This window comes from Ochrobactrum sp. SFR4, from assembly GCF_019730395.1.
Lineage (GTDB): Bacteria > Pseudomonadota > Alphaproteobacteria > Rhizobiales > Rhizobiaceae > Pseudochrobactrum.
Window position 1 is genome coordinate 1 of record NZ_JAAPBB010000020.1, and the last position, 23,495, is coordinate 23,495.

Consider the following 23,495-nt stretch of genomic DNA (forward strand, 5'->3'; position numbering starts at 1 on the left):
GACTGCAATTCCGAGACCGGCCAGCGGCAGACAAAGTGCAGGTATCAGCACAATAGCGCGGGCAGTTCGGGAATTAATAACAATATGCGCCAAGGTCGTCGTGATCGCAGCAAAACCGATAATCAGCGCCGGATACCCGGCCAGTCCGGCACCAAAAGCACTCAGCATCCGCTGTGCGATCAGTTCCGCAGTACCGGTGGTGAGCAGCGCCTCGCCAATTACCAGAGTACCGGCTAAAAACAGCAGCAGGTTCCACTCCACCAGTTTCAGTGCTTTTTTAAAGGAAACCGGTGAGAGCTTTTCAGATGTCACCAGCAATGCGGCAATCAAGGCAATCAATGGCATATCAATACCGTGTAATGCCGTGGTGGCAAACATCACCACCGTTGCGCCGGTAATCAGCAACAGCATTTTCTGCTGGCGTGTCAGTGCTGTTTCGTCCTGCTTATCCGTCCATTGCGGCAGCGATTGCCTGCGTTCTTCAGGATTCAAAAACAAACGCAGAATAAGCTCGCAGGCAATCAGACTGATAAGCAGTGAGAATGGCGCGGCAAAAGCAATCCAGCTGAGAAAATCCATTTCACGACCACCGGTTCGGCTGATGAAATCCGCAGCGACCAGATGTGCACCTGCACCGGTGAGTGATGCACCGGCAGACAACAGAATAATCGTGGGGAATAACAAGGCCAAAGCACGGGTAAAACCGGCGCTGACTGCCGAACCGGCAATTGCCACATAAACAGGCAATAAAATCGCTGCACGCGCAGAGGTGGAAGGAATGATAAATGCCGTCATGAAGACAAATAATGTCAGCAGATAAAATAGCGACCGAACGGATTTCAGCCTTGTCAGATTGCGCAGCAGCAACTTCTCAATCAAACCTGATGCCTGCAAAACAGCCGCAAGAATAAAAGCCGCCAGCATCAGCCAGATTATATCTTTGCCAAGCGCTGCATAGACAGCCTCATTACTCACGGTTCCGGTAACAGCCAGTGCGATTGCACCACTGAGCGCCACCGGCGTTTCCGGCAGATCCAGTATCACCCAGCAAACAAGAGTAATGACAAAAATCGCAACGGACACCCGCATTGGCATGGTCAGCCCGTCGATCGCTCCGAAAATCAAAATAGCTGAAAAACCAAGGATCAGTGCCGCAATGATTTGCTTCACCTGTTTCAACGGCATTGCAGATACCGGCACAACAGCTTTTGATGAATTATCAGTCAGTTTTGCCGGTGTAAGTCTTGTAATATTATGAAGTGATTGTTCTGCCATTAGCCAGAGCCCTTATATATTTCTTATCAGGGCTAACGGCTGAGGCATGAGATTATTCCGTTTTATTTCAAAAATTGCACCGGCGCAGAATCATACGCATCTTAAAATTTCAGCTATAAGCGCGGTTTGTCAGCATAAACTATACCAAATATTGCCCAGCCTCTACCCTAAGAGAGAGAAACCAGCCACTCATCCGGTTACATAAATGCTGCACGATGAAAAAGACCTGACAGGGATAAGGCGGTGTGTCAGAAATCAATGATAGCAACCGCAAAGTTACGCACATAATCTGCAATCAATTCGGCCATACCCCATTGATACGAAAGATCGCTTGGGTTAGAACGGCTTTGCTTTATATCAAAAGCGACTGCGCACCCGTAGCTCAGCTGGATAGAGTGCTGCCCTCCGAAGGCAGAGGTCACAGGTTCGAATCCTGTCGGGTGCGCCAATAAAATCAATGATTTAAGATATTTCCTGGCACTGACCACAGGTTCAAATGAACTATTTGCGGTTAACTGAGCCTTGTATGCTTCAGATTTATCATCAGGATTTCAGTCATCAACGCTTTTCACAGGCTTCAATGCGTGCTGCTAAATTTGATGGCTGAGCATCTTGACTCTTTTCAAATACGAGAACATTTTAGGAACATTAATTAAGATTCCCGAATGTCTGTTGCTGACAAAACTGCTGAAAAATTCATCATCATGCCCTACCGCAAGGCCAAGGCAAAACTTACACTTGGGGAAATGTGCCCTGCATTCAGCGAAACCGGAGCGATTAAAATCGCAACTTCTATGAGTGAGAGATTTGCCGGTGTCGCGGCCTAGCATCGGCTCAACTGCTTTCCCGTTCTGCCCCCGCAATCATGATGGAAGCCACCGTGACCGATCCGACCGCCATTGAAATTTCAGTCGAAGCCGCATCTCATAAGGGCGAATTTTTCCTGGTTGACGCCAGCTTCTTGGGCAACAGCAGGGTTCCCGGCATAGAAATTGCCAACGAAGATAAACTGATCCATCCGGGGATGAATGTCGTCGCGCGTCCTGACGGAATGCCAGATCAATATCCGGAGCGTCCCCATCTGGTTCACGTACCGGAGAAGGGCGGAATGCCACGCGATCTGGAAGAACTCGCTGGCATATGGATTGTGTCGGAGCCTTTGAAGCTACTGTTCGAGCAGATGGACGCCGAGGCGTTTGCATTTGTGGCATGCGACTTCAGCCTTGCTGACGGGAGCCCCGGCCCTCAGTACTACCTAGGCAATGTGCTGCGCAGAATCGATGCCCTGGATGAGGCCTCCTCTCGCGTGAGGATCAAGCTCGACCACAATTATCAGACCGGCGAGGACGAGAAACTTTATAGCCTCGTCGGCGGAGCCAGCTTGGTGTTCAAACAGAATATTGTGGGAGATGTCCATATTTTCCGCCAGGATCGCATGGGAGCACCTCCCATCTGCGATCGCGCGATGTTTGATGCATTGAGTGCGGCCAACTTCTCCGGCATACGGCTGCGCGATGTAGCCGATATCTGACAAGGGGTCATTTACGGACATTGCTAAACTTGAAAACTTTATCAGGTTTTTTTGAACCATTGCCGGACTGTACCGTTACTACCATGTACCAACACCATTAAACGAAGGAGAATCCCCATGGATTGGAACAGAGTTGAGGGTAATTAGAAGCAGATCAAAGACAAAGTCAAAGAGCAGTGGGGTAAACTCACTGATGATGACATTGACCAAATTAATGGTCGCCGTGAACAGCACAATGCGACAAGCGTCTGCGCGGGCGACCGGTCGGCGTCGTGCCTTTTACCGGCAGAGATCGCACAGCAGTCATTGCCTGCTCAAAAGAAGCCAAGGTTTACAACGTGAAAAACGTCATGCGGGTCCGTGAGGCTATATTTATGCAGGTAAAAATGATGTGCGTTGCGCAGTATTTTGATTATTTTTTAGGCTTATGCACTATAACTTACGGGTTACACTAGGTTGTGTTTTAGGAAAGCCACTAGGTTTATAATATCAGACATAAAAAAGCGGAACCTAAGCCCCGCTTTTAAATTCGCCAAGAGTCGCTTCAGCGACGGGTTGCCCTAAATCAGAACTTCGCACCAATCCTTAATGCAAACGCGTGATCTCGCGCGCCAAAGCCACCGAAACCGGTTTGATATTCAATCCCTGTAGTCCAGGCATTCTCGAAACTAAAATCAAGCGATAAACCGATATTTCCGCTATCGCTCCCCTCGCCTTTGATGTCGAGAACATAAGGAAGCCCGCCAAGCGCACTATACCCCATTGCTGCACGGCTCGCCCCTTGGAAATCATGCGCATATTCTACCCGCACACCCGGTGTCAAACGACCCCATGTATAGTCAATGGCATAATTGGCACGCAGACCAACCACACCCGTGACGGTATCCACGGTTTGATTGCCATAGGTCAGCCGGTAGATGCTTTCACCGCCTTCCGCATATCCGTCGAGCCATGAGCGCGACATTTCAAGCCGGCTATAAGGGGAAACTAACCAAGTTTCCCGGCGAAACTCATACGCAGCTGTCAGCGATCCGAACAGCTGGCGTCCATCACGTTTGCCATCAGTCAAATCTCCGTCTGGTGTGATGAAACGGGTTGATTCAAAATCCAGAATGCTCCCGCCCACCAACGCATCAATGAAGAAATTTTCAATCGGCTTGTAGCTACCATAAACAGCAGCGCTGTAAGCATTGGCCCGGCTTTCCGTGCCGTTGTTACCAATATCTGTCCGATCCCGCCCGTACCCCGCACCAAAACCGGCGACGAGCTTTTCCGAGAACCGATAATCGATACCGCCACTCACCCCGACAAGCGTATAGTCCAGATCGATTTTGCCGCTATCGCGCTCACCAAAATTGACGAATCCGCTGCTCCACAAAGCAAATGGCCCCAAATCAGGATCCAAAGCCGGTGCAGGCTGCTCCGGGGCCTTCAGCCCAATTGCCTTACCCGGAAAATTATTGCGCTTTTCGGGAGCATAACCAAGAACTGCATTGCTTATTTCAGACCCTGACGAATCCGGATCGCTTTGGTTCGCTGTTTGCTGTGCCGGCGATTGTCCGCCGAGCCTTACAGCTAAACTGGACTTTCTCCTGTCACCTTCATTATGCAATTGCTCAAGCCGGTTTTGAAAATTCCGTATTTGAACTTGCGCAAAACGTCTTGCAGTGCTTGTTTGCGCATTCAGCAAACCGATCACTTCTGGGTCGAGTGTTGGATCCGGAAATACCAGTGCTGCGCGGCTGACAACAACCGTATAGTTGCGATTGTTCCCGTTTGGAGCAGTCACGACAATCGAAACCATGTTCGCGCCGATACCCAACCCCATTGGAGCACTCGAACTTCCTGACGCAACAGTACTTCCTGCTACTCTTACCCGGGCCGCCGGCTCTGATACCATTGGAACGAAGGATATATTCTCAACACTATTCTCAACATTCAGAGAATAATTGAGCGTCTCTTTATCAAATACCGGGTCCAGAGATCCGACGCTAGGAATAAGACTTGTTAGCGTAGCATCCGCCGACGCGGCTCGCGTGACATTCACCCTATAGCTGCGTGTCGTTCCATTTTGCGCAGTAACGACAACTGTCAGGGTCGTATCGCCAATACCCAATTGTAGGGCACTGCTTGCGTTACCGGAGGCAACGGTGCCTCCATTAATCGTGATGGTTGCAGCCGGATCAGCAGAGGCCGGCGTCAATTGTAACGACGATGTTTCAGTTGGAACCGTTATGGTGTAATCCATCTCGCTTGGCGAAAATGCCGGATCAAGGCTTCCGGCACTTGGAACAAGTCCCACCAGATCGGCATTGTCCGACTGAGCGCGGATGACATTGACGGTATAGGCCTTCGTGCTGGCTCTATCCTGCGCAGTTACAGTCGTTGTAACCATGTTGCTCCCGACCATTAATGGAATTGCACCGCTGGCTGCTCCAGAAGATGTCGGAACCCCGTTAACAACAACCGTTGCGTTGACATCTCCAAGGAATGGTCTGAGCGTGATGTTCTCAACATCATGTGCGACATTCAACGTGTATGAGGTCGTGTTAGGAGCAAAGCCAGGCGCTAAAGTACCTGCGCTGGGAATAAGGTCGTGTAAATTCGCGTTTTGGGAGGCAACAAGTTGAAGATTCAGCTCGTTAGAACCGAGATTACTGTTTCCCGCCAGGTTGACGACAGATCCGGCGGGCACCCTGACAGCTATGTTACCGACACCTGCCGACAAGATCATAAATGTATAATTGATGTTATCACTTGTTGTCGGAGCGGAGGCAGACCCTAACACGGACCCAGATAGTGAAATATTAATATCCTTTGCGGCAAATCCGGTAACTGCCTCAGAAAATTTAACTGTTACAACTTTCAAGGTATCATATGGTGAAGAGTAACTTGATAGTGTGACCGTAGGGCTAGCAGTATTTACAAGCACTCCTGAGGTAGCTCCGACATTGTATAAAGTTAATGCCGCCGGTTCATTTGCGCTGCTCCTGATTGACCCTCCGTTAGCCGTAATTGAGCCAATCGTAATTCCGTCCCCATCCATATCGCCGGACTGAACTGTATAAGAAAATGTGAGGACATTGGTATCGCTACCGCTTGCATATTCTGCGGACTTGATATCCGAACCTACAGTAATCGATAATAACGGTGTGCCCGTTACAAATACCGGCTGGTCAAAATTCACAGAGAAGACCAGCTTTGATCCTGCTTTGTAATAACCATTAGCAGGAACATTAACCGATAATACCTTTGGAACTGGGTAGAATATGGTGATATAAGCTGTATTAACCGAGTATTCATAGGGTGGGCCGGTTTCTTCCACCTGATAACGAAAAGAATCGTCGCCCGTAAAGCCGGCAACCGGCGTATATGTAAAAGCTCCATTGGCATTTAACACGATCATTCCATGGCTCGGGGCACTAACTAACTCAAACTTAATCTTATCTCCGACAGCTGTTAACCTGCTGGATATTGATGTATTATTTGAGCCACTGAAATATTGCTCTGAAGTAACCGGGGCTGACTGGGCGCCGATTGAAGATAACAGTAAACCAATGACTCCCAGCACAGCGATCACGTATTGACGCCATCTAAGAATGCCGAACGCGCTCAGTGCCCCCATTGCCTGAACTCCCCCTGCCGCAGCGAATAGTAATAGTTTTATCGTCACTAAAATACATGAGCGATAAGAGGGCTATTCGATACATGAAAACAAAAGCAAGAAAATACGGCAAACGCCGTATTTCCTAAATCGCCCTCCCAAACGACATCATGCGCCACTGCGAATATTGCAATTGTCGCAGTTAACTGAACAAATTTGTAGTGAGTATACTCAGGCTCAATATCTGGCTGGCAGAAAGGAAGAATATAACAAGCTCGTTGAAGGCTGTGCATCCCCGCATATGAAACTGTTTTGTGTGCTTGCTCTTACCGCCGCCGCCTAATCAGGCTGGGTATCGTTGGCGACAAAAACAGAAAAGGTCGAGCAATTGTACCAATGACTGAAAGTGCCTTGAATGCTTTGCAAGAAGCATATGAAGCTCGACAATCGTCTTATGTTCTCGAGTATTGCGGCAAATGCGTATTAAACATTAAGAAGAGTTTTGCGTTAAACGAGCGGGTCTATCTGACATTGTCCCACATGCCCTCCGGCACAGCGCAGCTGTATGGATGAGCAAGGCTTGGAAAGCCGGATCATCAGTTCGTGTCTGGAACACTCAGGATCTTTCAAGCCATTCAGCCTCTCCTTCCCAATCACTCTCGATCAGCAGGCGGATATTTCTTAAGCGCATTCTCCCTGTCACCTGTGAGCGAACACGCGCCGGCATCCGGCGAAAAAGTAACTCCCCTCTTTGATACCCATTCAAGCCCCGATAAATCCCTGATAAAAGCAAAAAACAATAATGTACGGTAAACCGATCCTTGCTTTTCTCAGGTTCTGAACGGAATAATGTCTTTCTTACCTCATACCGGAGAAAACCCATGGAGACGTTTGCAGGCGGATGTCTTTGCGGAAATGTGCGGATTACCACAACGGGAAAGCCATATCGGGTTGGTATTTGCCACTGTCTGGATTGTCGCAAGCATCATGGTGCCCTTTTCCATGCATCAGCAATCTTCCAGCAAGAGGCTGTCACTGTAAGCGGTGAAACCCGCAGCTATGCAGAACGTTATTTTTGTCCGCAATGCGGCTCTACGGTCTTCGGGCGATCAGATGATGAAATTGAAGTAAATCTCGGTTCATTTGATGAACCGAACCGGTTCATACCAACCTATGAATTATGGACCATTCGCCGCGAAGCATGGCTTCCGCCTTTTCCGCTTCAGAAAAAATATGAACGAAACCGCACTTCCACGCGCCGTCAGGAGGAATAAAATCTGAACCGCGAACTTACGGATGTGCTATATTGAACTATATCCGCATATTCACGGAGGTCACGATGTTAATCCATGACATGCCCCGTCCGGAAGTTGAGGAAATGCTGCGCCATGTAGGCATCGGCTATCTGGCCTGCTCTGTTGAAGATAAGCCTTATGTGGTGCCGCTCCGTTTCATATACAGCAACGGTTATCTCTATTCCCTGACTTCTGAGGGAAAGAAAATGGAGCTTATGAGAGCAAACCGCAATGTATGCATCAGCTTCTCAGATGTTCATGGCTCCAATAACTGGCGCTGTCTGGTTATTTCCGGTCATTTTGAGGAAATACCCAAATCCCTGAGCAAAGACAGCCTGTATTATCACGCACATGAGCTGCTGGCAGCCGGTGCGAACTGGTGGGAACCCGCTTATGTCAAAACCATTTTGCGTGGTGAAGAACGGCCGTTAGAACCTTTATATTTCAGAATATCGGTTCTTGAAACGACCGGTCATCAAGCGCAGCCCTGAGAATGACTGAATTATTCAGCCGCAACCATTGCCTGCGGCAACGTAAAGATCATGTCAAAAATATACGTAAAAACAAACGTATAAATCAGGAAGAACAGCAAGAGCACAGCTTCCATCTGAAAAGCTTTCCAGAAGCCGACAGAATACCAGACCATATAAATCGGAATAATAATCACGAACAGGCCGAACTCAAATATGAAAGCATGAGCAATACGCACCCAGACGCTGCGTCCGGTTGCCTGACGGCGTGCCTCCCATTTCTCAAACATGAGATTAAATGTGTAGTTCCATGTCACAGCGATGAGAGAAACGGCAACAGCAACCGGCAGAGAGCCCTGCGCATCACCGCCGCTCAAAAACATCAGTAACAAAGTTGAAGCGGCAATCGCAATAAGTTCAAAAGTACCGACATAGACAATACGCCGCTTAAGCGGTTTAAGCACGAACATAGACAGCTCCTGAGCAGAATATGTCGCATTCACTGCGCCCACTCTGCTCGTTCTGGATTCTCGGATGTGCATGTCACAAAGCGTTAAATGTATCCGTTTAACCGGGACACATCCTGAAAATCTGACTTGTGAGCCGGCACGCCCCGGCACTCATAAAAACGGGAAAAATCAGCAGATCGCGGTTTTCCATCTGCGAAACGCAGAAATAAGAGCCTCAACCGGATATGTCAACAGATGAGCCTCTACAAATTAGATCAAGCTAAAGTGACTGTGAGTGACGTGCGGACAGAGTTTTGGTCGCCCGCACATCACATTTAACTGCAGAATTAACTCGTCACCTCAGAACGATGATAAGTAACCTGCGGATAAGGAATGTTAATCCCCTCATCGCTGAATGCAGATTTTACACGTTCTGTTGTTGTGTTGCTGACCGTGAAATAATTCGAAGATTCAATCCAGTAACGACAACTGATAACCACAGAACTGTCTGCCAGCTGGGACACGAAATAAATCGGTTCCGGTGTTTTCAGCACACCTTTTTGCTCGGAAATGATGGTCTTGAGAATAGTGAAGGCTTTTTGTACATCATCCTCATAACCAATCCCGACTTTAAAATCATGCATACGGGCTTTGTGGCGTGTAAAATTGGTTACCGGTGTGTTCCAGAGAACCGAATTGGGCGCCATAACAAAAAGCCCGTCATAGGTTTTCAGCTCTGTCGAAAACAGTCCGATTTCCTGCACAGTGCCGGCAATTGCACCCGCATTAATATATTCACCGACTTTGAAAGGGCGCAAAACCAGCAACATGATACCGGCAGCAATATTCTGTAATGTGCCTTGCAATGCCAGACCGATAGCCAGACCAACCGCACCCAATGCGGCGAGAATTGAAGCAGTCTGGATACCAAACTGCCCCAGCACCATCACCAGAACGACAACCAGAATGCCATAGCGAACAGATGCGCTGAAAAACACAACGAGCGTCTGGTCGAAGCCTTTGAATTTAGAAAGCGATTGCCGCGTCCACCGCTGCAAAATCCCTGCAATAATCCAGCCAACGCAGAGAATGATGATCGCGCCGACTGTTGAAAGCGAATAGCTTAAAACGAGATTGGAAATCTGGAGAGCAAGGGCATTGGTATTTTGAATAAATTCAGCTGTCTGTTCCTGCATGTGTCATCTTCAGTTTAATGTTTGATAGCAGCGAAAATGGTGAAATAGCTCTTTATCCGTCAATAATTTAATGCACCAGAGGTTTAAGACAAGGGAATATGGCGGAAATCACTGTGAGTACGGGCACATAATTTGTTTCAGTCTGAAAGCTCTGAAATGCAGAATATATTTCCGGCAGAAAGGCATCATAGATTCATCACAAACGCCGTGATAGAAATTGCGAATATCTTTCATGAACAGGATCGCCAATGCCTGACGCATTATTAAACAACCGTGATGCGCGCCGTCTTTTTCTTCACCGGCATCAGCTTTTAAGTCGTGAAACCGGATCGGGCAAAGGTGCAGATCTCTCCGGTGTTTTAACAGATCTTGGATTTGTGCAGGTCGACAGCGTGAACACACTTGCGCGGGCGCATGATTTTATTCTGTGGTCGCGTCGCAGCCGCTATCAACCCGAAGCGCTCAACAAACTGATTGCGTCTGAACGCAATGCATTTGAACATTGGACCCATGATGCTGCAATTATTCCCATGCAGTTTTTTCCGATGTGGCGTTTGAAATTTGCCCGTGACGAAGCACGTATGAAACATCGATGGTCCAAATGGCGACGGGACGGCTGGGCTTCACAGTTCGATGAAATATTGGGGCATGTCGAAAAACACGGCCCGACCACCTCCTCCGATGTCCGTGGCGACACCCCTGCTTCATCCGGCGGCTGGTGGAACTGGCACCCTTCAAAAACCGCTTTGGAATTTTTGTGGCGCTCAGGGCGACTGGCAATCAGCCATCGTGAAGGTTTTCGCAAATTTTACGATCTGACGGAGCGGGTCATACCGGAGCCGTTTCAACGCTCTCAAATGCATGAAGCAGAGATTATTGACTGGGCAATGTCCGCATCGATGGATCGCCTGGGCTTTGCAACCAGTGGCGAACTTGCTGCGTTTTTTGACATTGTATCACGCGATGAAGCAAAAAACTGGTGTGCTGAAGCCAAAGCTGCAGGTCGTCTCGTCGAGCTTGATGTTGAAATGGCTGACGGCTCTCTGCGGCGTTGCTACTCTACGGAAGCACTCCTGAATTCCCTGTCTGACTTGCCGGAACCATCATCACGTGTGCGGGTTTTATCACCTTTCGACCCTGCCCTGCGTGATCGGGCGCGGGCTGAAAAACTTTTCGGGTTCTATTATCGTATTGAAATATTTGTACCGGCACCGAAACGCCAATATGGCTATTACATATTTCCGGTTATGCAGGGTGACAGGCTCATTGGCCGTATTGATGCTAAGCGGGAAGATAAAAAGCTCGTCATTACTGCATTCTGGCCGGAACAAAGTATCAAAATGGGTAAAAATCGCATTGCAGCTTTACAGGCCGAGTTGGAACGTATCGCGTCATTTCTGAAACTGGCAGAACTATCATATCTGCCGGACTGGTTGCGCAGTTAGCAGCACATCACTGCTCCAGCTTCAATTAATTAGTTTTCCCTCTGATATCTTCAGATAGTTCCCGCAGAGGATTGGCGGCTAATGGCCTGAGCAACCCGTGAGGATGGTGAGCGGCCAAGCTGAGCGCTGATCCAGACTGCACAATCTACCAGTTGTTTCAGGTCGATACCGGTTTCCACACCCGTCCGGTTAAACAGCCAGACAAGATCTTCTGTCGCCACATTGCCCGTAGCGCCCGCTGCATAAGGGCAACCGCCAAGTCCTGCAACAGAAGCATCGTATGTTCTTACACCCAAGGTGTAAGCAGCGACAACATTGGCGACAGCCATCCCGTATGTATCGTGAAAATGTCCGGCAAGCGCCGTAAGAGGAACCTGCGCACCAACAGTTTCGATCAGCCGGCTCACTTCATCCGGCACGCCGACACCAATCGTATCGCCCAGACTGATTTCATAGCAGCCCATGTCAAACATCTCTTTGGAGATGCGCGCGACCACTTGCGGGTCAACATCTCCCTCATAAGGACAGCCCAGTACGCATGAAACATAACCGCGAATTTTTATTCCCATTTTCAGAGCCTGCTCTGTCACAGGCGCGAAACGCTCCAATGATTGCGCAATACTGGCATTGATATTTTTCCGGCTGAAAGTCTCGGAAGCTGCAGCAAAAACGGCAATTTCTTTTGCATTTGCTGCCACTGCGGCCTCAAAACCTTGCAAATTAGGTGTGAGCACCGAATAGGAAACACCTTGATGCGTTTTCAGTCCCTGCATAACCGCCGACTGATCCGCCATTTGCGGTATCCATTTCGGAGATACAAAAGATGTCACCTCAATATTACGCAAGCCTGCCGCAACGAGACGCTCGATCAGTTCAAGCTTGACGGATGTATCAATAATCTGTTTTTCATTTTGCAGACCATCGCGCGGGCCAACCTCCACTATTCTGACACGCTCTCCCATTTTAATCTCCCGCCAATTTATGCTGATCAGGTTTCCTTAAGTCTCAGTTTTCACTATTTCATCAACCCCTTCAAAATCAGCCAGTTCCGCACCTTCATTAACCTGATCCCCCACCGCACAACGGAACGCTTTCACATAGCCCGCAGCAGGTGCAGTAATTTTAAATTCCATTTTCATGGCCTCCACGATCAGAAGCGGTGCTCCTTTTGCAACCTGCTGCCCTTCTGCTACCAAAAGAGCGGTAATACTGCCGGGCATCGGTGCCACGAGCCCGTCATGCCCCGTTCCATGATCAGGCGACACATCAAGCGGATCCAGCCATTCAAACTTCCAGCTTTGCCCGTCTGTAAAAAGGTAGATGAAATTGTCCAGTCTGACTGCCGTGTAAGTTTTACGCAGCCCGTCGATCTCCGCAATGATGCGACTGCCCTTGTCTTGCCAGCCTGTCACGGCAACATCCAGCGATCCTGCCTGCAACCGGTATCCTGCATCCTGATAGGTCACAGAGACAATATGCGTTATCGTACCAGAGCGGAAAGTCAGATCGCGCCTGACCCGCGTATTGAGCCGGAAACCATCTCGCCGTTGCAGGAAAGAGTTGAGCGCCGCTCCACTGGCCTCATGCAGCAATTGCGCCAGCGTCGCCAATAAAAACATTTCTGCCGGCAGTTCTTGAGGCTCAAAAAGTGCTGCAGCCTCACGTTCAATCAGCCCCGTATCAAGATCAGCCTGCACAAAGGAACGGCAAGTCACAAGACGCGAGAGAAATTCAATATTGCTGGCAACACCCGCAATCTGCATATCAGCTAATGCGCGCTCCATGCGGCGCAGAGCTTTATCACGCGTCTCATCCCAGACGATCAGCTTGGCGATCATCGGATCATAGAACCGGCTGATTACATCTCCCTCCTCAACACCTGCATCAATACGCACATGAGCACTCTCTTCGGGTAACTGAAAATGCACGAGCTTGCCCGTTGATGGTAAAAATCCGGTTGACGGGTCTTCCGCATAAATACGCGCCTCTATAGCATGGCCGGAATGAGACAAATCCTCTTGCGTAACCGGCAGTTGTTCACCGCTTGCAACACGCAATTGCCATTCCACAAGATCAAGACCGGTTATCATTTCCGTCACAGGATGCTCCACCTGAAGACGGGTATTCATCTCCATGAAGTAAAACTGTCCGTCAGGAGCGACAATAAATTCGACCGTGCCTGCGCCCGCATAATGCACTGCACGCGCGGCATCTGTGGCTGCCTTGCCCATGATACGGCGTTGCTGTTCGGAAAAATGCGGTGCCGGTGCTTCCTCAACAACCTTCTGGTGCCTGCGTTGCACCGAGCAATCCCGCTCAAACAGCGAAACATAATTGCCGTGACTGTCGCCAAAAATCTGAATTTCAACATGGCGCGGGCGGGTAATATAGCGTTCGATCAACACATGGTCATCGCCGAAAGCTGCTTGTGCCTCACGTTGGCAGGCGAACAGGTTCGGCGTAAAATCCTCAAACCTTTCAACAAGCCGCATACCTTTGCCGCCGCCACCTGCCGATGCTTTAATGAGCACCGGATAGCCGATCGCATCAGCTTCCTTTTGCAGGTTTTCAGGAGCCTGATCTTCTCCGTGATAACCGGGGATTAGCGGAATGCCCGCCGCCCCCATCAGTTTTTTCGCCTGCGATTTCAAACCCATGACGCGGATAGCCTCAACCGGCGGACCAATAAAGACTATTTCGGCTTGCATACAGGCAAGACTAAAAGCTTCATTCTCGGAGAGAAATCCATAACCAGGATGAATGGCTTGTGCGCCCGTAGCTTTTGCCGCAGCAATGATTTTTGCCCCGTCGAGATAAGATTCCCGCGCTGGAGCAGCACCGATATAAACGGCCTCATCTGCAAGTCGTACGTGCCGGGCCTGCGCATCAGCATCTGAGAAAACGGCAACCGTACGGATACCCATTTGGCGGGCAGTTTTAATGATACGGCATGCAATTTCGCCGCGATTGGCAATCAGAATCTTGTCAAACATCATCTGATCCTGTCCGGTTTATCCATGCTGGTGCCCGCTTATCGAGAAAAGCACTCAGGCCTTCACGGGCTTCCGCATTCATGCGCAGAGCAGCAATAATATGCGCAGTTTCCTGTACCAATATATCGTTTATCATCTTACCTGAAACATTATGAAGAAGCCGCTTAGCAGCAGCCTGCGCCTGCGGGCCGCCATATAGCAAAGCCGATGTCAGCTCATGAATTACTGCATCAAGCGCATCCGCTTCTGCCACTTCATGCACAAGACCGATTTGCAAGGCTTTTGCAGCATCAATGCGCTCGGCAGTCAAAAAATAGCGTGAAGCCTGACGCGCACCAATTGCCCGTAATACATAGGGGCTGATAACCGCAGGAATAATGCCGAGCCTGACCTCGGATGTGGCAAAAATTGCTTGTGTTGAGGCAATACAAATATCGCAGGTAGCTGCAAGCCCCATTCCGCCCCCCAATGCCGCACCGTGTACACGCGCGATTGTCGGCTTGGGAAGCTCAGCCAGAATGCGGAACATCTGCGCCAGTTGTTCCGCATCGGCAAGATTGGCATCAAAACCAGCCTCTCCGGCAGCTTTCATCCAGTTCAGGTCGCCGCCTGCGGAAAAGCTTTTTCCATGACCGGCCAAAATAACAATACGGGTCTGTTCATCCGCACCAAGCTGCGTAAAGGCCTGTGCCAGTTCTGCAATAAGTGCGGCATCAAACGCATTGTGCCGTTGCGGCCGGTTCATCCAGATGGTTGCCACGGCGCCGTTGCGGGTAATTTCCAAGGCTTCATACATGATTTGCCTCACATTCTGAAAAGACCGAATTTGGTTTCTTTCACCGGAGCATTCAGCGCGGCGGCTAGTGAAAGACCGAGAACGCGGCGGCTTTGTGCGGGGTCAATAATCCCGTCATCCCAAAGACGCGCCGTTGCATAATAAGGATTGCCTTGCGTTTCATATTGCTCGCGGATCGGCGCCTGAAACGCTTCCTCATCCGCAGTGCTCCAGCTTTCTCCCCGCGCTTCCAAGGCATCACGCCGCACACGGGCAAGCACGCTTGCGGCCTGTTCACCGCCCATCACCGAAATGCGGCTATTCGGCCATGTCCACAGAAAGCGAGGCGAATAGGCTCTGCCACACATGCCGTAATTACCGGCACCAAAGGAACCGCCGATCAGCATTGTGACTTTAGGAACCTGCGCGGTCGCCACAGCCGTCACCATCTTCGCGCCGTCTTTGGCAATGCCGTTATTCTCGTATTTTCTCCCGACTATAAAACCGGTGATATTTTGCAGGAAAACCAATGGGATATGCCGTTGCGCGCAAAGCTCGATAAAATGCGCGCCTTTCTGCGCGGATTCACCAAACAGAATGCCATTATTGGCAATGAGACCGACCGTTGCGCCATAAAGCTGCGCAAAACCGGTAACAAGCGTCGTACCATATCGTACCTTAAACTCATCAAAGCGTGAGCCGTCAACCAGCCGCGCAATAACTTCACGAACATCATAAGGGTGACGCGCATTTGCAGGAATAATGCCGTAGAGCTCTTCAGGCGGATAAAGTGGTTCTTCACCACCATTGAGCAGATCAGGTTTTGTCGTGATATTCAGATTGGCAACGATCCGACGGGCGATTGCCAGTGCATGGGCATCATTTTCCGCAAGATAATCGGCCACACCGGACTGGCGGGTGTGCACATCTGCGCCACCCAGTTCTTCTGCTGTTACCACTTCACCTGTCGCCGCTTTGACCAGTGGCGGCCCGCCTAAAAAGATTGTGCCCTGATTGCGCACGATAATCGTTTCATCTGACATTGCAGGCACATAAGCCCCGCCTGCTGTGCAGGAGCCCATCACCACAGCAATCTGCGCAATGCCTTTTGCCGACATATTCGCCTGATTATAAAAAATCCGGCCGAAATGCTCGCGATCAGCAAACACCTCATCTTGTCTCGGCAAATAGGCACCGCCGGAATCCACCAGATAGATGCAAGGCAGATAGTTCTGCTCGGCAATCTCTTGCGCACGCAGATGTTTTTTGACCGTGAGCGGATAATAGGTGCCGCCTTTAACCGTCGCATCATTGGCGATGATCATACATTGGGTGCCGGAAACACAGCCGATACCGGCAACAAGACCGGCACTCGGCGCATCATTGTCATAAAGCCCGTTTGCGGCAAGCTGTCCGATTTCCAGAAAAGCCGCACCGGCATCCAGCAGCAGATCAATACGCTCACGCGCCAGCAATTTGCCCCGCGCCTTGTGCCGTGCCGATGCGGCCTCCCCGCCTCCGGCACAAGCAATCTGACTACGGTCACGCAGTTCTTCCACCAGAGAGCGCATAGCAGTGTGATTAGCGGTAAATTCTTCGCTCTGCAGGTTGATACCGGTTTTCAGAACACTCATGCTCATCCCTTGGCTATCTGGTTTCAGCCATCAGTTCGCGCCCGATCAGCATCCGGCGGATTTCTGAAGTTCCTGCACCGATTTCGTATAATTTGGCATCGCGCCACAGCCGTGCCGCGGCATAATCATTCGTATAGCCGCAGCCGCCGAGTGTCTGGATTGTTTCTCCGGCCATCCATGTCGCTTTTTCTGCAGCATAAAGGATGGCGCTTGCCGCATCTTTGCGCATAGTTCGGGAATGGTTATTCCGGTCGCATACCGCACCGACGGCGTAGATATAGGCGCGCACGGCTTGCCATGTGGAATACATATCGGCAAGCTTGCCCTGCATAAGCTGGAAATCGCCGATCGGCTGGCCGAACTGCTTACGCTCATGCATATAAGGCAGCGTAATATCCATGCAGGCAGCCATGATACCGAGCGGCCCGCCACTCAGAACCACACGCTCATAATCAAGCCCCGACATCAGAACTTTAACGCCGTTGCCCTCACCGCCGAGCACATTTTCCGCAGGCACAAGACAATTATCGAAGAATAGCGGGAATGTGTTTGAGCCGCGCATGCCGAGCTTATCAAGATGCGCGCCATGACTGAAACCGGCCATGCCTTTTTCAACGAGAAAAGCGGTTATGCCTTCCGGCCCTTTGCCGGCGCCGGTTCTTGCGTAGACAACCAATACGTCTGCATCGCCGCCATTGGTAATCCACATTTTCGAGCCGTTGAGGCTATAGTGGTCTGCCTGCTTCTGCGCCTGTAGTTTCATTGACACAACATCAGAGCCCGCATCCGGCTCAGACATTGCCAAAGCACCGACATGCTCACCGGAAATCAGCTTGGGCAAATATCTGGCTTTTTGCGCTGCATTACCGTTGCGGAAAATCTGATTAATACAAAGATTGGAATGAGCACTGTAAGACAGGCCGACAGAGGCGGAGGCGCGCGAAATCTCTTCCATAGCCACAATATGTGCCAGATAGCCCATGCCGGTGCCGCCGTCTTCTTCCGGCACGGTGAGGCCGAGCAATCCCATAGTTCCGAATTTCTTCCACAGATCAGCGGGAAATTGATTGCTGCTGTCGATATATGCTGCGCGGGGTGCAATTTCTGCCTCCGCGAATGCACGCACACTATCCCGCAGCTGGGCGATTTCTTCTGCCAAAAGAAAGTCAAGGCTTGGTATCATCAACAACAGTCCTCCCAAACCGTTTTGCAGCTTGCCTATGTTGCAATCAGTGTGAACCATAAGCCGGCACTTGATCGGACATACAGGTTGCAAAATCGGCCATTTAGCTACAAACTACGGTTATGACGGATCAAATTTCGGTCTTTTCTCATACAGGCAAAGCGACAGCGGTCATCCCTGCGGCCTTTGTCCGCTGTATTTTGCTGGCCTATGCAAAATATGGGGCAGATCCTGCCGCAACACTGGAAAAGGCACAAATTCCGCCAGAAAGCCTTGCTGATGAGAACGGACGTGTCACACCGGATCAGTTTGAAGACCTGAACTGGGAGGCAATGCAGGAGCTGGATGATGAGGCTCTGGGCTGGTTTTCCCGCAAATTACCGTGGGGCACTTATGGTATGCTTTGCCGTGCATCCCTTGGTGCCGCAACGCTTGGCATTGCACTGCACCGCTGGAAACGCCATCATCGCCTGCTCACGGATGATGTTTTACTCGATCTCGACATTGCTGATGGTGTTGCCACAATCAGTATCACTGAGTTGCGGGATCTCGGTGCTTATCGTGAGTTTTGTCTTGTGACACTGCTGCGCTATGTTTTAGGCTTTGCCTGCTGGGCAATCGACGAGAGAATACCGCTTTCCGCAGCCGAGTTTCCCTATGCAGCGCCACAACATGCCGATATTTACCCCAGACTTTTCTCACCAAAGCTCAGCTTTTCAGCCCCCAATGCGCGTATTCAATTCAATGCTGAGTTTCTAGAGCGCCCGCTGCAACGGAATGAGGCTGCAATCAACAGCATGCTCAAACGCGCTTTGCCGCTCACTGTTCTGCCCTATAAAAGTGAGCATCAACTGACAAGTCAGGTGCGGCGCCTGTTACGCATGGCAAAAAACGGCCTGCCGGTGGCCGAGGATGTGGCAAGTGTTTTCAACCTGTCAGTGCGCAGTTTACACCGCCACCTCAGTGCGGAAGGAACGTCTTTGCGCGCATTGAAAGAACAAGTGCAGACGGAACGCGCCAAAGAACTGCTTGCACGCTCAACACATCCGATCAAACGTGTGGCTTTTCTTACCGGCTTCAGCAATGAGAAAAGCTTCTCGCGCGCATTCCGCACCCGCACAAATGAAACACCGAGCGCATTCAGAAACAAAGCACAGGCAACAAACTAAACCTGTAATTCCGGCAGATTTGCATAAAGAGCTAATGCCTCAGGATTGGCCAGTGCTTCCTTGTTGTTAATTGGGCGGCCGTGGATAACATCGCGCACCGCGATTTCAGCGATTTTTCCTGATTTGGTGCGTGGAATATCGGCAATTGCGATGATCTTTGCCGGTACATGACGTGGTGAAGCGCCATTGCGAATACGGTCTTTGATGCGTTTCCGCAAAGCCTCATCAAGGCCCGCACCTGTGGCAAGACGCACAAACAATACGATACGCACATCATCCGCAAAGTTCTGGCCGATACAAATCGCTTCGGCAATTTCCGGCAATTGCTCGACCTGATTATAAATCTCGGCAGTACCAATCCGCACACCGCCCGGATTGAGCGTGGCATCAGAACGCCCGTGAATGATAATGCCGCCATGTTCCGTGAGTTCGGCAAAATCGCCGTGACACCAAACATTTGCAAAACGGTCGAAATAGGCCGAGCGATATTTCTCCCCTGTCGGATCATTCCAGAAGCCTGTCGGCTGACAGGGAAAAGGTTTGATACAGACAAGCTCGCCCTTGCCATGCATCACCGTCGTGCCATCCGTGTCCCAGACTGCAACTCCCATACCAAGGCCTGCACCCTGAATTTCACCGCTCCATACGGGCAGAACAGGCACGCCAAGCACAAAGCAAGAAACGATATCCGTACCACCGGAGATCGATGCAAGGTGGATATCCTGTTTAACAAATTGATAAATATAGGAGAAATTTTCAGGAGAAAGAGGTGATCCGGTAGAGAACAGAGCGCGCAACTGCGGCAGATTATGACTGTTTGCAGGCTCCAATCCGCTTTTTCTCAAAACATCAATATATTTTGCAGAAGTACCGAAATGGGTCATGTTTTCGGTCTGCGCATAGTCAAACAGCACCTTACCATCGGGATAAAACGGCGATCCGTCATAGAGCAATAACGTGGCCCCTGCAGCCAGACCAGAGGTCAGCCAGTTCCACATCATCCAGCCGCAGGTTGTGAAATAAAACAACCGGTCACCCTGTTTAATATCCGCATGCAAGCGGTGCTCTTTGACATGTTGCAGCAGAGTGCCGCCGGCAGAATGAACAATACATTTTGGTATGCCGGTGGTGCCCGATGAGAAGAGAATAAACAACGGATGGGCAAAAGGAAGTTGGTTAAACTGCAGTTCTGATGGTGCGAATTGTTCTGCAGCCTGATCAAAAGTCAGACATTTGGCCGATGTACCATTTTGAAGCTCGCGGGACACAGCTTCAGCAGTACCAAGATAATCAACGATCAGCACCGCTTGCAGGGACGGCAGTTGCGGCACAATCTGCTCTAATTTTTCACCGGTTGGCTGCGCTTTGCCGTTATACCAATAGCCATCACAGGTGATGAACAGCTTGGGCAATATCTGGCCAAAACGATCCAGCACACCTTGCACCCCAAAATCAGGCGAACAGGACGACCAGACAGCACCGATGGAAGCACAGGCCAGCATAGCGGCAATACTTTGCGGCATGTTGGGCAGCATCGCCGCCACACGGTCACCAGCTTGTACGCCCTGCGCCAGCATAAACTGCTGTAACTGCGAAACCAGACTTCGCAGCTGATCACAGGTCATGCGCGAACGAACACGATCCTCACCACGAAACACCAAAGCATCGTCACTGCCGGTTTTTTGCAACAGATTTTCAGTATAATTCAGCTTCGCATCGGGGAAAAACCGCGCTGCCAGCATATTGTCAGCATTAATGAGAATACGGGCGCCCTTATGGCCGATAATACCGCACTCATCCCATACCAGAGACCAGAAAGCCTCCGGTCGCTCAACAGACCAGTCATGCAATTGTTGATAGGTTTCAAGAGGTAAACCGCTGATGTTCCGCGCTTTTACGGTAAAAGTCGTCAGGTTTGCCTCGGCAATTCTTTGTGCCGATGGCTGCCATAAAGGCTTGGAACCAGCTCCATTCGAATTAACACCTGTGATCATCCGGCTCTCCTCCCCAATATATTATCGCTGTTTTCCAGAAGAAGACAAAGTCCTGATTGGCCTTTCTCAGATGATGACATGAATCTTATTTTTTAATGAATTTAGCATGCGAAGGGTCGTTTCTTGGATTATATAGTCCCCTTCTGCCACTGATGGATTATCGGCATCAAATCCTTGCTTGAAACAACCAGATGGTTTTTGTTCAATGCAACCTTGTGCTCATCAGTCACACTTTCAAAAACCCTCATCAAGATTAGTGACAAATTTACTATCAGGTGTGCGGATCAGTCCCGAGAGAATTTCATTTTTTCTCCAGTACCAGCGTCAGCTCACTATTGATAAACGTTAGCGGCGAACTGTCGCCCTCTGACAAAAAAGTAGAGGCCTTCAGGCCGCCAATTTCAGTTGCATTTCTAGTAAATTTGCCCTGAGCTGTCTCCGGAATAGATTATTTGAGCAGAATCCATTAATTCGTGCGCAGATCTCCATACAAATAGGAAAATCAGTTGCGCGCAGAGTTAAGACAAAAAATTATTGAAGTTTGCGATCGGAAGATTGCAGAAAAAGGCACCAAAGTCGGACTTTCTTTCTATGCCTTTTTTGCCAATAAGAATGATGATCCTGAGTTGTTGATGGAAGCCGCTGAATGGTGGATCAAAACTCATAAGCTGGATCACTTTGAAAAAGCCGAAAAAATCAAAGCGATCGTTCAAAGCGAACTTTAATTTGCGGCTGAACACAACAATTGCAAAGTGTAAGTCTTTTTACACAAGCATTTAACTGGTCAGATTGACCATTGCGATTGCAATACCAAACCCTATTATCAGCACACCAAACGCCCGATCGATCCAATGCCTGACAGAAAAAATCGATTTGCGAATGCGTGGCGCACTAAAAAACAGACCTACCAATGAAAACCAAAGCACGTGTGCGCCTGCGATAAACAGACCATATGCAATACGTGTTGCAACCGGCGTTTCCGACTGAATAATTTGCAAGAACAAGCTTACAATAAAAATCATTGTTTTGGGATTTAGCGCATTTGTCAAAAAACCAACCCGTAGTGCTGAGAAATCAGTGAACGCGGCAGGTACATCCAATATCACTTCATCAGATTTTCCTGTGCGAAGCATATTGAAACCAAGCCAGATAAGATAACCGGCTCCGGCAAATTTCAACGCACTAAATAATGCCGGCGTCTCACGTATCAAAATACCAATACCCAGAATGGTATAGAACACATGTACCAAAACGCCTGCGCCAATCCCAACGGCAGTCATAATACCGGCACGCCTGGATAAGGTCAGTGAATTACGCGATACCATCGCGAAATCGGGACCGGGACTGATGACTGCTAAAATCGTAATAGTTATTACAACAATCCACTCTGTCATAAATATTCCTTCCTCTTTTGAAGAAGGAGCTATCACGTATTAACAGAGGTAAATAATGATGACTTCTGACAGCTTATGTGATTAAAACTGACATATGAGAACACCAGTCACATCCCTGCCTGCTCTGAACTGTTTTCGCGCCGCGGCTGAGCATCTAAGCTTCAGCAAAGCGGCTGATCAGCTCAATCTCACACATAGTGCAGTAAGCCGGGCAGTACGTTTATTGGAACAAGATATCGGAACCGCGCTGTTCGAGCGTCGTAACCGTGCAGTATTTCTGACAGATGCAGGACGAGAACTGGCGCAAGCAACCCAGCAGGGCTTAGGCATAATTGAAGCTGCAGTTTCCCGCCTGAAAGTAGACCATGAGCATGCTCCTGTCACAATCTCTTGTGAACCAACGCTGTTGATGCGATGGCTCATACCACGAATACCATTATTTCAGAAAGCCTGCCCAAATGCAGATATTCGTTTAATAGCAGGTGGTGGTCCGGTCACTTTGGGATCAGGTATAGATTTCGCAATCCGTAGAGATGATTTTGACTGGCCAGAAAACTACAATGCACAGCTTCTGTTCACTGAAAGCATTGGTCCTGTTTGCAGGCCGGATAAGGTCTCCTCATTTTTTGAGGGTTGCAAAATACAATCGGATGCTCCGTTGCTCCATACCCGTACACGACCAACGGCCTGGTCAACCTGGTGTAAGCTTAATTCAACGACACACGACAACAATCCCGCTCATAACTTTGAGCATTTCTATTTCAGCCTGCAGGCTGCAGTGGCAGGTTTAGGTGTTGCGATTGGCCCATGGCACTTAGTGCGTGATGATATCAGTGCAGGTCTATTATCAGCACCATCAGGCTTTGTTGCTGATGGCAGCGGATATTATCTCTTATCTTCTTCAAACCACGCCGACAGTCATGACAGTCTGGCTTTTCGTAATTGGCTGACGGACTTTAATGATCAGCCAAAACAACAGATCATACCTGAAGTTGAAATGTTTTGATGAAATGAGTTTGTACCAATGTAAACCACGTCACTGCCAGAGACAGGAAACATCATTCGTACCAAGCAGATTTACCACCACA

General features: G+C 49.6%; 20 protein-coding genes, 1 tRNA gene and 1 pseudogene. 11 read left to right on the forward strand and 11 right to left on the reverse strand.

Translation table 11 applies throughout. From position 1 onward, the window contains the following. The coding region (locus HBA93_RS16210; protein ID WP_221723945.1) for an SLC13 family permease at positions 1–1,275 on the reverse strand (1,275 nt) is incomplete at its 3' end. Positions 1,276–1,646: 371 nt separating this feature from the next. On the opposite strand from HBA93_RS16210, the gene HBA93_RS16215 reads away from it, so the two are divergent. From HBA93_RS16215 to HBA93_RS16235, 5 genes and pseudogenes are all read left to right on the forward strand, one after another. Beyond that, a tRNA-Arg gene (locus tag HBA93_RS16215) sits at positions 1,647–1,723 on the forward strand. Between the two features lie 217 nt (positions 1,724–1,940). Continuing rightward, positions 1,941–2,102 (forward strand): hypothetical protein, encoded by a 162-nt coding sequence (locus HBA93_RS16220; RefSeq protein ID WP_162994471.1) that lies wholly within the window; start codon positions 1,941–1,943, stop codon positions 2,100–2,102. Between the two features lie 38 nt (positions 2,103–2,140). Beyond that, positions 2,141–2,806, forward strand: coding sequence for an imm11 family protein (locus HBA93_RS16225; protein ID WP_286201991.1), 666 nt, complete (start codon positions 2,141–2,143; stop codon positions 2,804–2,806). Positions 2,807–2,959: 153 nt separating this feature from the next. Next, a pseudogene (locus HBA93_RS16230) lies at positions 2,960–3,037 on the forward strand (CsbD family protein); the annotation flags it as partial. A gap of 17 nt (positions 3,038–3,054) precedes the next feature. Continuing rightward, positions 3,055–3,261, forward strand: a complete 207-nt coding sequence (locus HBA93_RS16235) for a Y-family DNA polymerase (RefSeq protein WP_221723964.1) — start codon at positions 3,055–3,057, stop codon at positions 3,259–3,261. A 110-nt stretch (positions 3,262–3,371) separates the two neighbouring features. On the opposite strand, the gene HBA93_RS16240 is transcribed toward HBA93_RS16235, so the two are convergent. Then, positions 3,372–6,431 carry a cadherin-like beta sandwich domain-containing protein gene (locus HBA93_RS16240; protein WP_221723946.1) on the reverse strand — a complete coding sequence of 1,020 codons (3,060 nt, stop codon included), beginning with the start codon at positions 6,429–6,431 and terminating at the stop codon, positions 3,372–3,374. 860 nt (positions 6,432–7,291) lie between these two features. Between HBA93_RS16240 and HBA93_RS16245 the strand changes: the two genes are divergently transcribed. Together HBA93_RS16245 and HBA93_RS16250 are read left to right on the forward strand one after the other, a co-directional pair. Beyond that, on the forward strand, positions 7,292–7,684 hold the full coding sequence (locus HBA93_RS16245; protein ID WP_221723947.1) for a GFA family protein: 393 nt from the start codon (positions 7,292–7,294) through the stop codon (positions 7,682–7,684). 65 nt (positions 7,685–7,749) lie between these two features. Beyond that, entirely contained in the window at positions 7,750–8,196 is a 447-nt protein-coding gene (locus HBA93_RS16250; protein ID WP_221723948.1) for a pyridoxamine 5'-phosphate oxidase family protein, read from the forward strand. Between the two features lie 11 nt (positions 8,197–8,207). Here the strand turns inward: HBA93_RS16250 and HBA93_RS16255 are convergent, their stop codons facing one another. Together HBA93_RS16255 and HBA93_RS16260 are read right to left on the reverse strand one after the other, a co-directional pair. Next, positions 8,208–8,645 carry a PACE efflux transporter gene (locus HBA93_RS16255; protein WP_121992465.1) on the reverse strand — a complete coding sequence of 146 codons (438 nt, stop codon included), beginning with the start codon at positions 8,643–8,645 and terminating at the stop codon, positions 8,208–8,210. 326 nt (positions 8,646–8,971) lie between these two features. After that, entirely contained in the window at positions 8,972–9,820 is an 849-nt protein-coding gene (locus HBA93_RS16260; RefSeq protein ID WP_121992464.1) for a mechanosensitive ion channel family protein, read from the reverse strand. 248 nt (positions 9,821–10,068) lie between these two features. Between HBA93_RS16260 and HBA93_RS16265 the strand changes: the two genes are divergently transcribed. Next, complete coding sequence (locus HBA93_RS16265) at positions 10,069–11,265, forward strand: winged helix-turn-helix domain-containing protein (RefSeq protein WP_121992463.1); 1,197 nt, start codon at positions 10,069–10,071, stop codon at positions 11,263–11,265. Positions 11,266–11,315: 50 nt separating this feature from the next. Here the strand turns inward: HBA93_RS16265 and HBA93_RS16270 are convergent, their stop codons facing one another. Genes HBA93_RS16270 through HBA93_RS16290 form a run of 5 tightly spaced genes read right to left on the reverse strand, consistent with a single transcriptional unit; the run spans position 11,316 to position 17,850 of the window. Beyond that, positions 11,316–12,227: a hydroxymethylglutaryl-CoA lyase gene (locus HBA93_RS16270; RefSeq protein WP_286201992.1), complete on the reverse strand. Its 912-nt coding sequence runs from the start codon at positions 12,225–12,227 to the stop codon at positions 11,316–11,318. A 36-nt stretch (positions 12,228–12,263) separates the two neighbouring features. Beyond that, complete coding sequence (locus HBA93_RS16275; RefSeq protein WP_221723949.1) at positions 12,264–14,258, reverse strand: acetyl/propionyl/methylcrotonyl-CoA carboxylase subunit alpha; 1,995 nt, start codon at positions 14,256–14,258, stop codon at positions 12,264–12,266. Further along, positions 14,251–15,054, reverse strand: a complete 804-nt coding sequence (locus HBA93_RS16280) for an enoyl-CoA hydratase/isomerase family protein (RefSeq protein WP_221723950.1) — start codon at positions 15,052–15,054, stop codon at positions 14,251–14,253. Before HBA93_RS16280 ends, HBA93_RS16275 begins: the two co-directional genes overlap by 8 nt. Before the next feature lie 8 nt (positions 15,055–15,062). Beyond that, positions 15,063–16,667 (reverse strand): carboxyl transferase domain-containing protein, encoded by a 1,605-nt coding sequence (locus tag HBA93_RS16285; RefSeq protein ID WP_221723951.1) that lies wholly within the window; start codon positions 16,665–16,667, stop codon positions 15,063–15,065. Positions 16,668–16,680: 13 nt separating this feature from the next. Next, a complete protein-coding gene (locus tag HBA93_RS16290; protein ID WP_286201993.1) occupies positions 16,681–17,850 on the reverse strand; it encodes an isovaleryl-CoA dehydrogenase in 1,170 nt (389 codons plus the stop codon). 122 nt (positions 17,851–17,972) lie between these two features. On the opposite strand from HBA93_RS16290, the gene HBA93_RS16295 reads away from it, so the two are divergent. Continuing rightward, positions 17,973–19,019, forward strand: coding sequence for an AraC family transcriptional regulator (locus HBA93_RS16295; RefSeq protein ID WP_221723953.1), 1,047 nt, complete (start codon positions 17,973–17,975; stop codon positions 19,017–19,019). On the opposite strand, the gene HBA93_RS16300 is transcribed toward HBA93_RS16295, so the two are convergent. Next, positions 19,016–21,013 carry an acetoacetate--CoA ligase gene (locus HBA93_RS16300; RefSeq protein ID WP_221723954.1) on the reverse strand — a complete coding sequence of 666 codons (1,998 nt, stop codon included), beginning with the start codon at positions 21,011–21,013 and terminating at the stop codon, positions 19,016–19,018. The two genes, HBA93_RS16295 and HBA93_RS16300, sit on opposite strands and share 4 nt — an antisense overlap. A gap of 506 nt (positions 21,014–21,519) precedes the next feature. Between HBA93_RS16300 and HBA93_RS16305 the strand changes: the two genes are divergently transcribed. Continuing rightward, positions 21,520–21,738, forward strand: a complete 219-nt coding sequence (locus HBA93_RS16305) for a DUF6500 family protein (protein ID WP_122094099.1) — start codon at positions 21,520–21,522, stop codon at positions 21,736–21,738. A gap of 51 nt (positions 21,739–21,789) precedes the next feature. On the opposite strand, the gene HBA93_RS16310 is transcribed toward HBA93_RS16305, so the two are convergent. After that, positions 21,790–22,407, reverse strand: a complete 618-nt coding sequence (locus HBA93_RS16310; protein ID WP_121992455.1) for a LysE family translocator — start codon at positions 22,405–22,407, stop codon at positions 21,790–21,792. Positions 22,408–22,501: 94 nt separating this feature from the next. On the opposite strand from HBA93_RS16310, the gene HBA93_RS16315 reads away from it, so the two are divergent. Next, positions 22,502–23,413, forward strand: coding sequence for a LysR family transcriptional regulator (locus HBA93_RS16315; protein WP_122094103.1), 912 nt, complete (start codon positions 22,502–22,504; stop codon positions 23,411–23,413). The last annotated feature ends 82 nt before the right edge of the window (positions 23,414–23,495 follow it).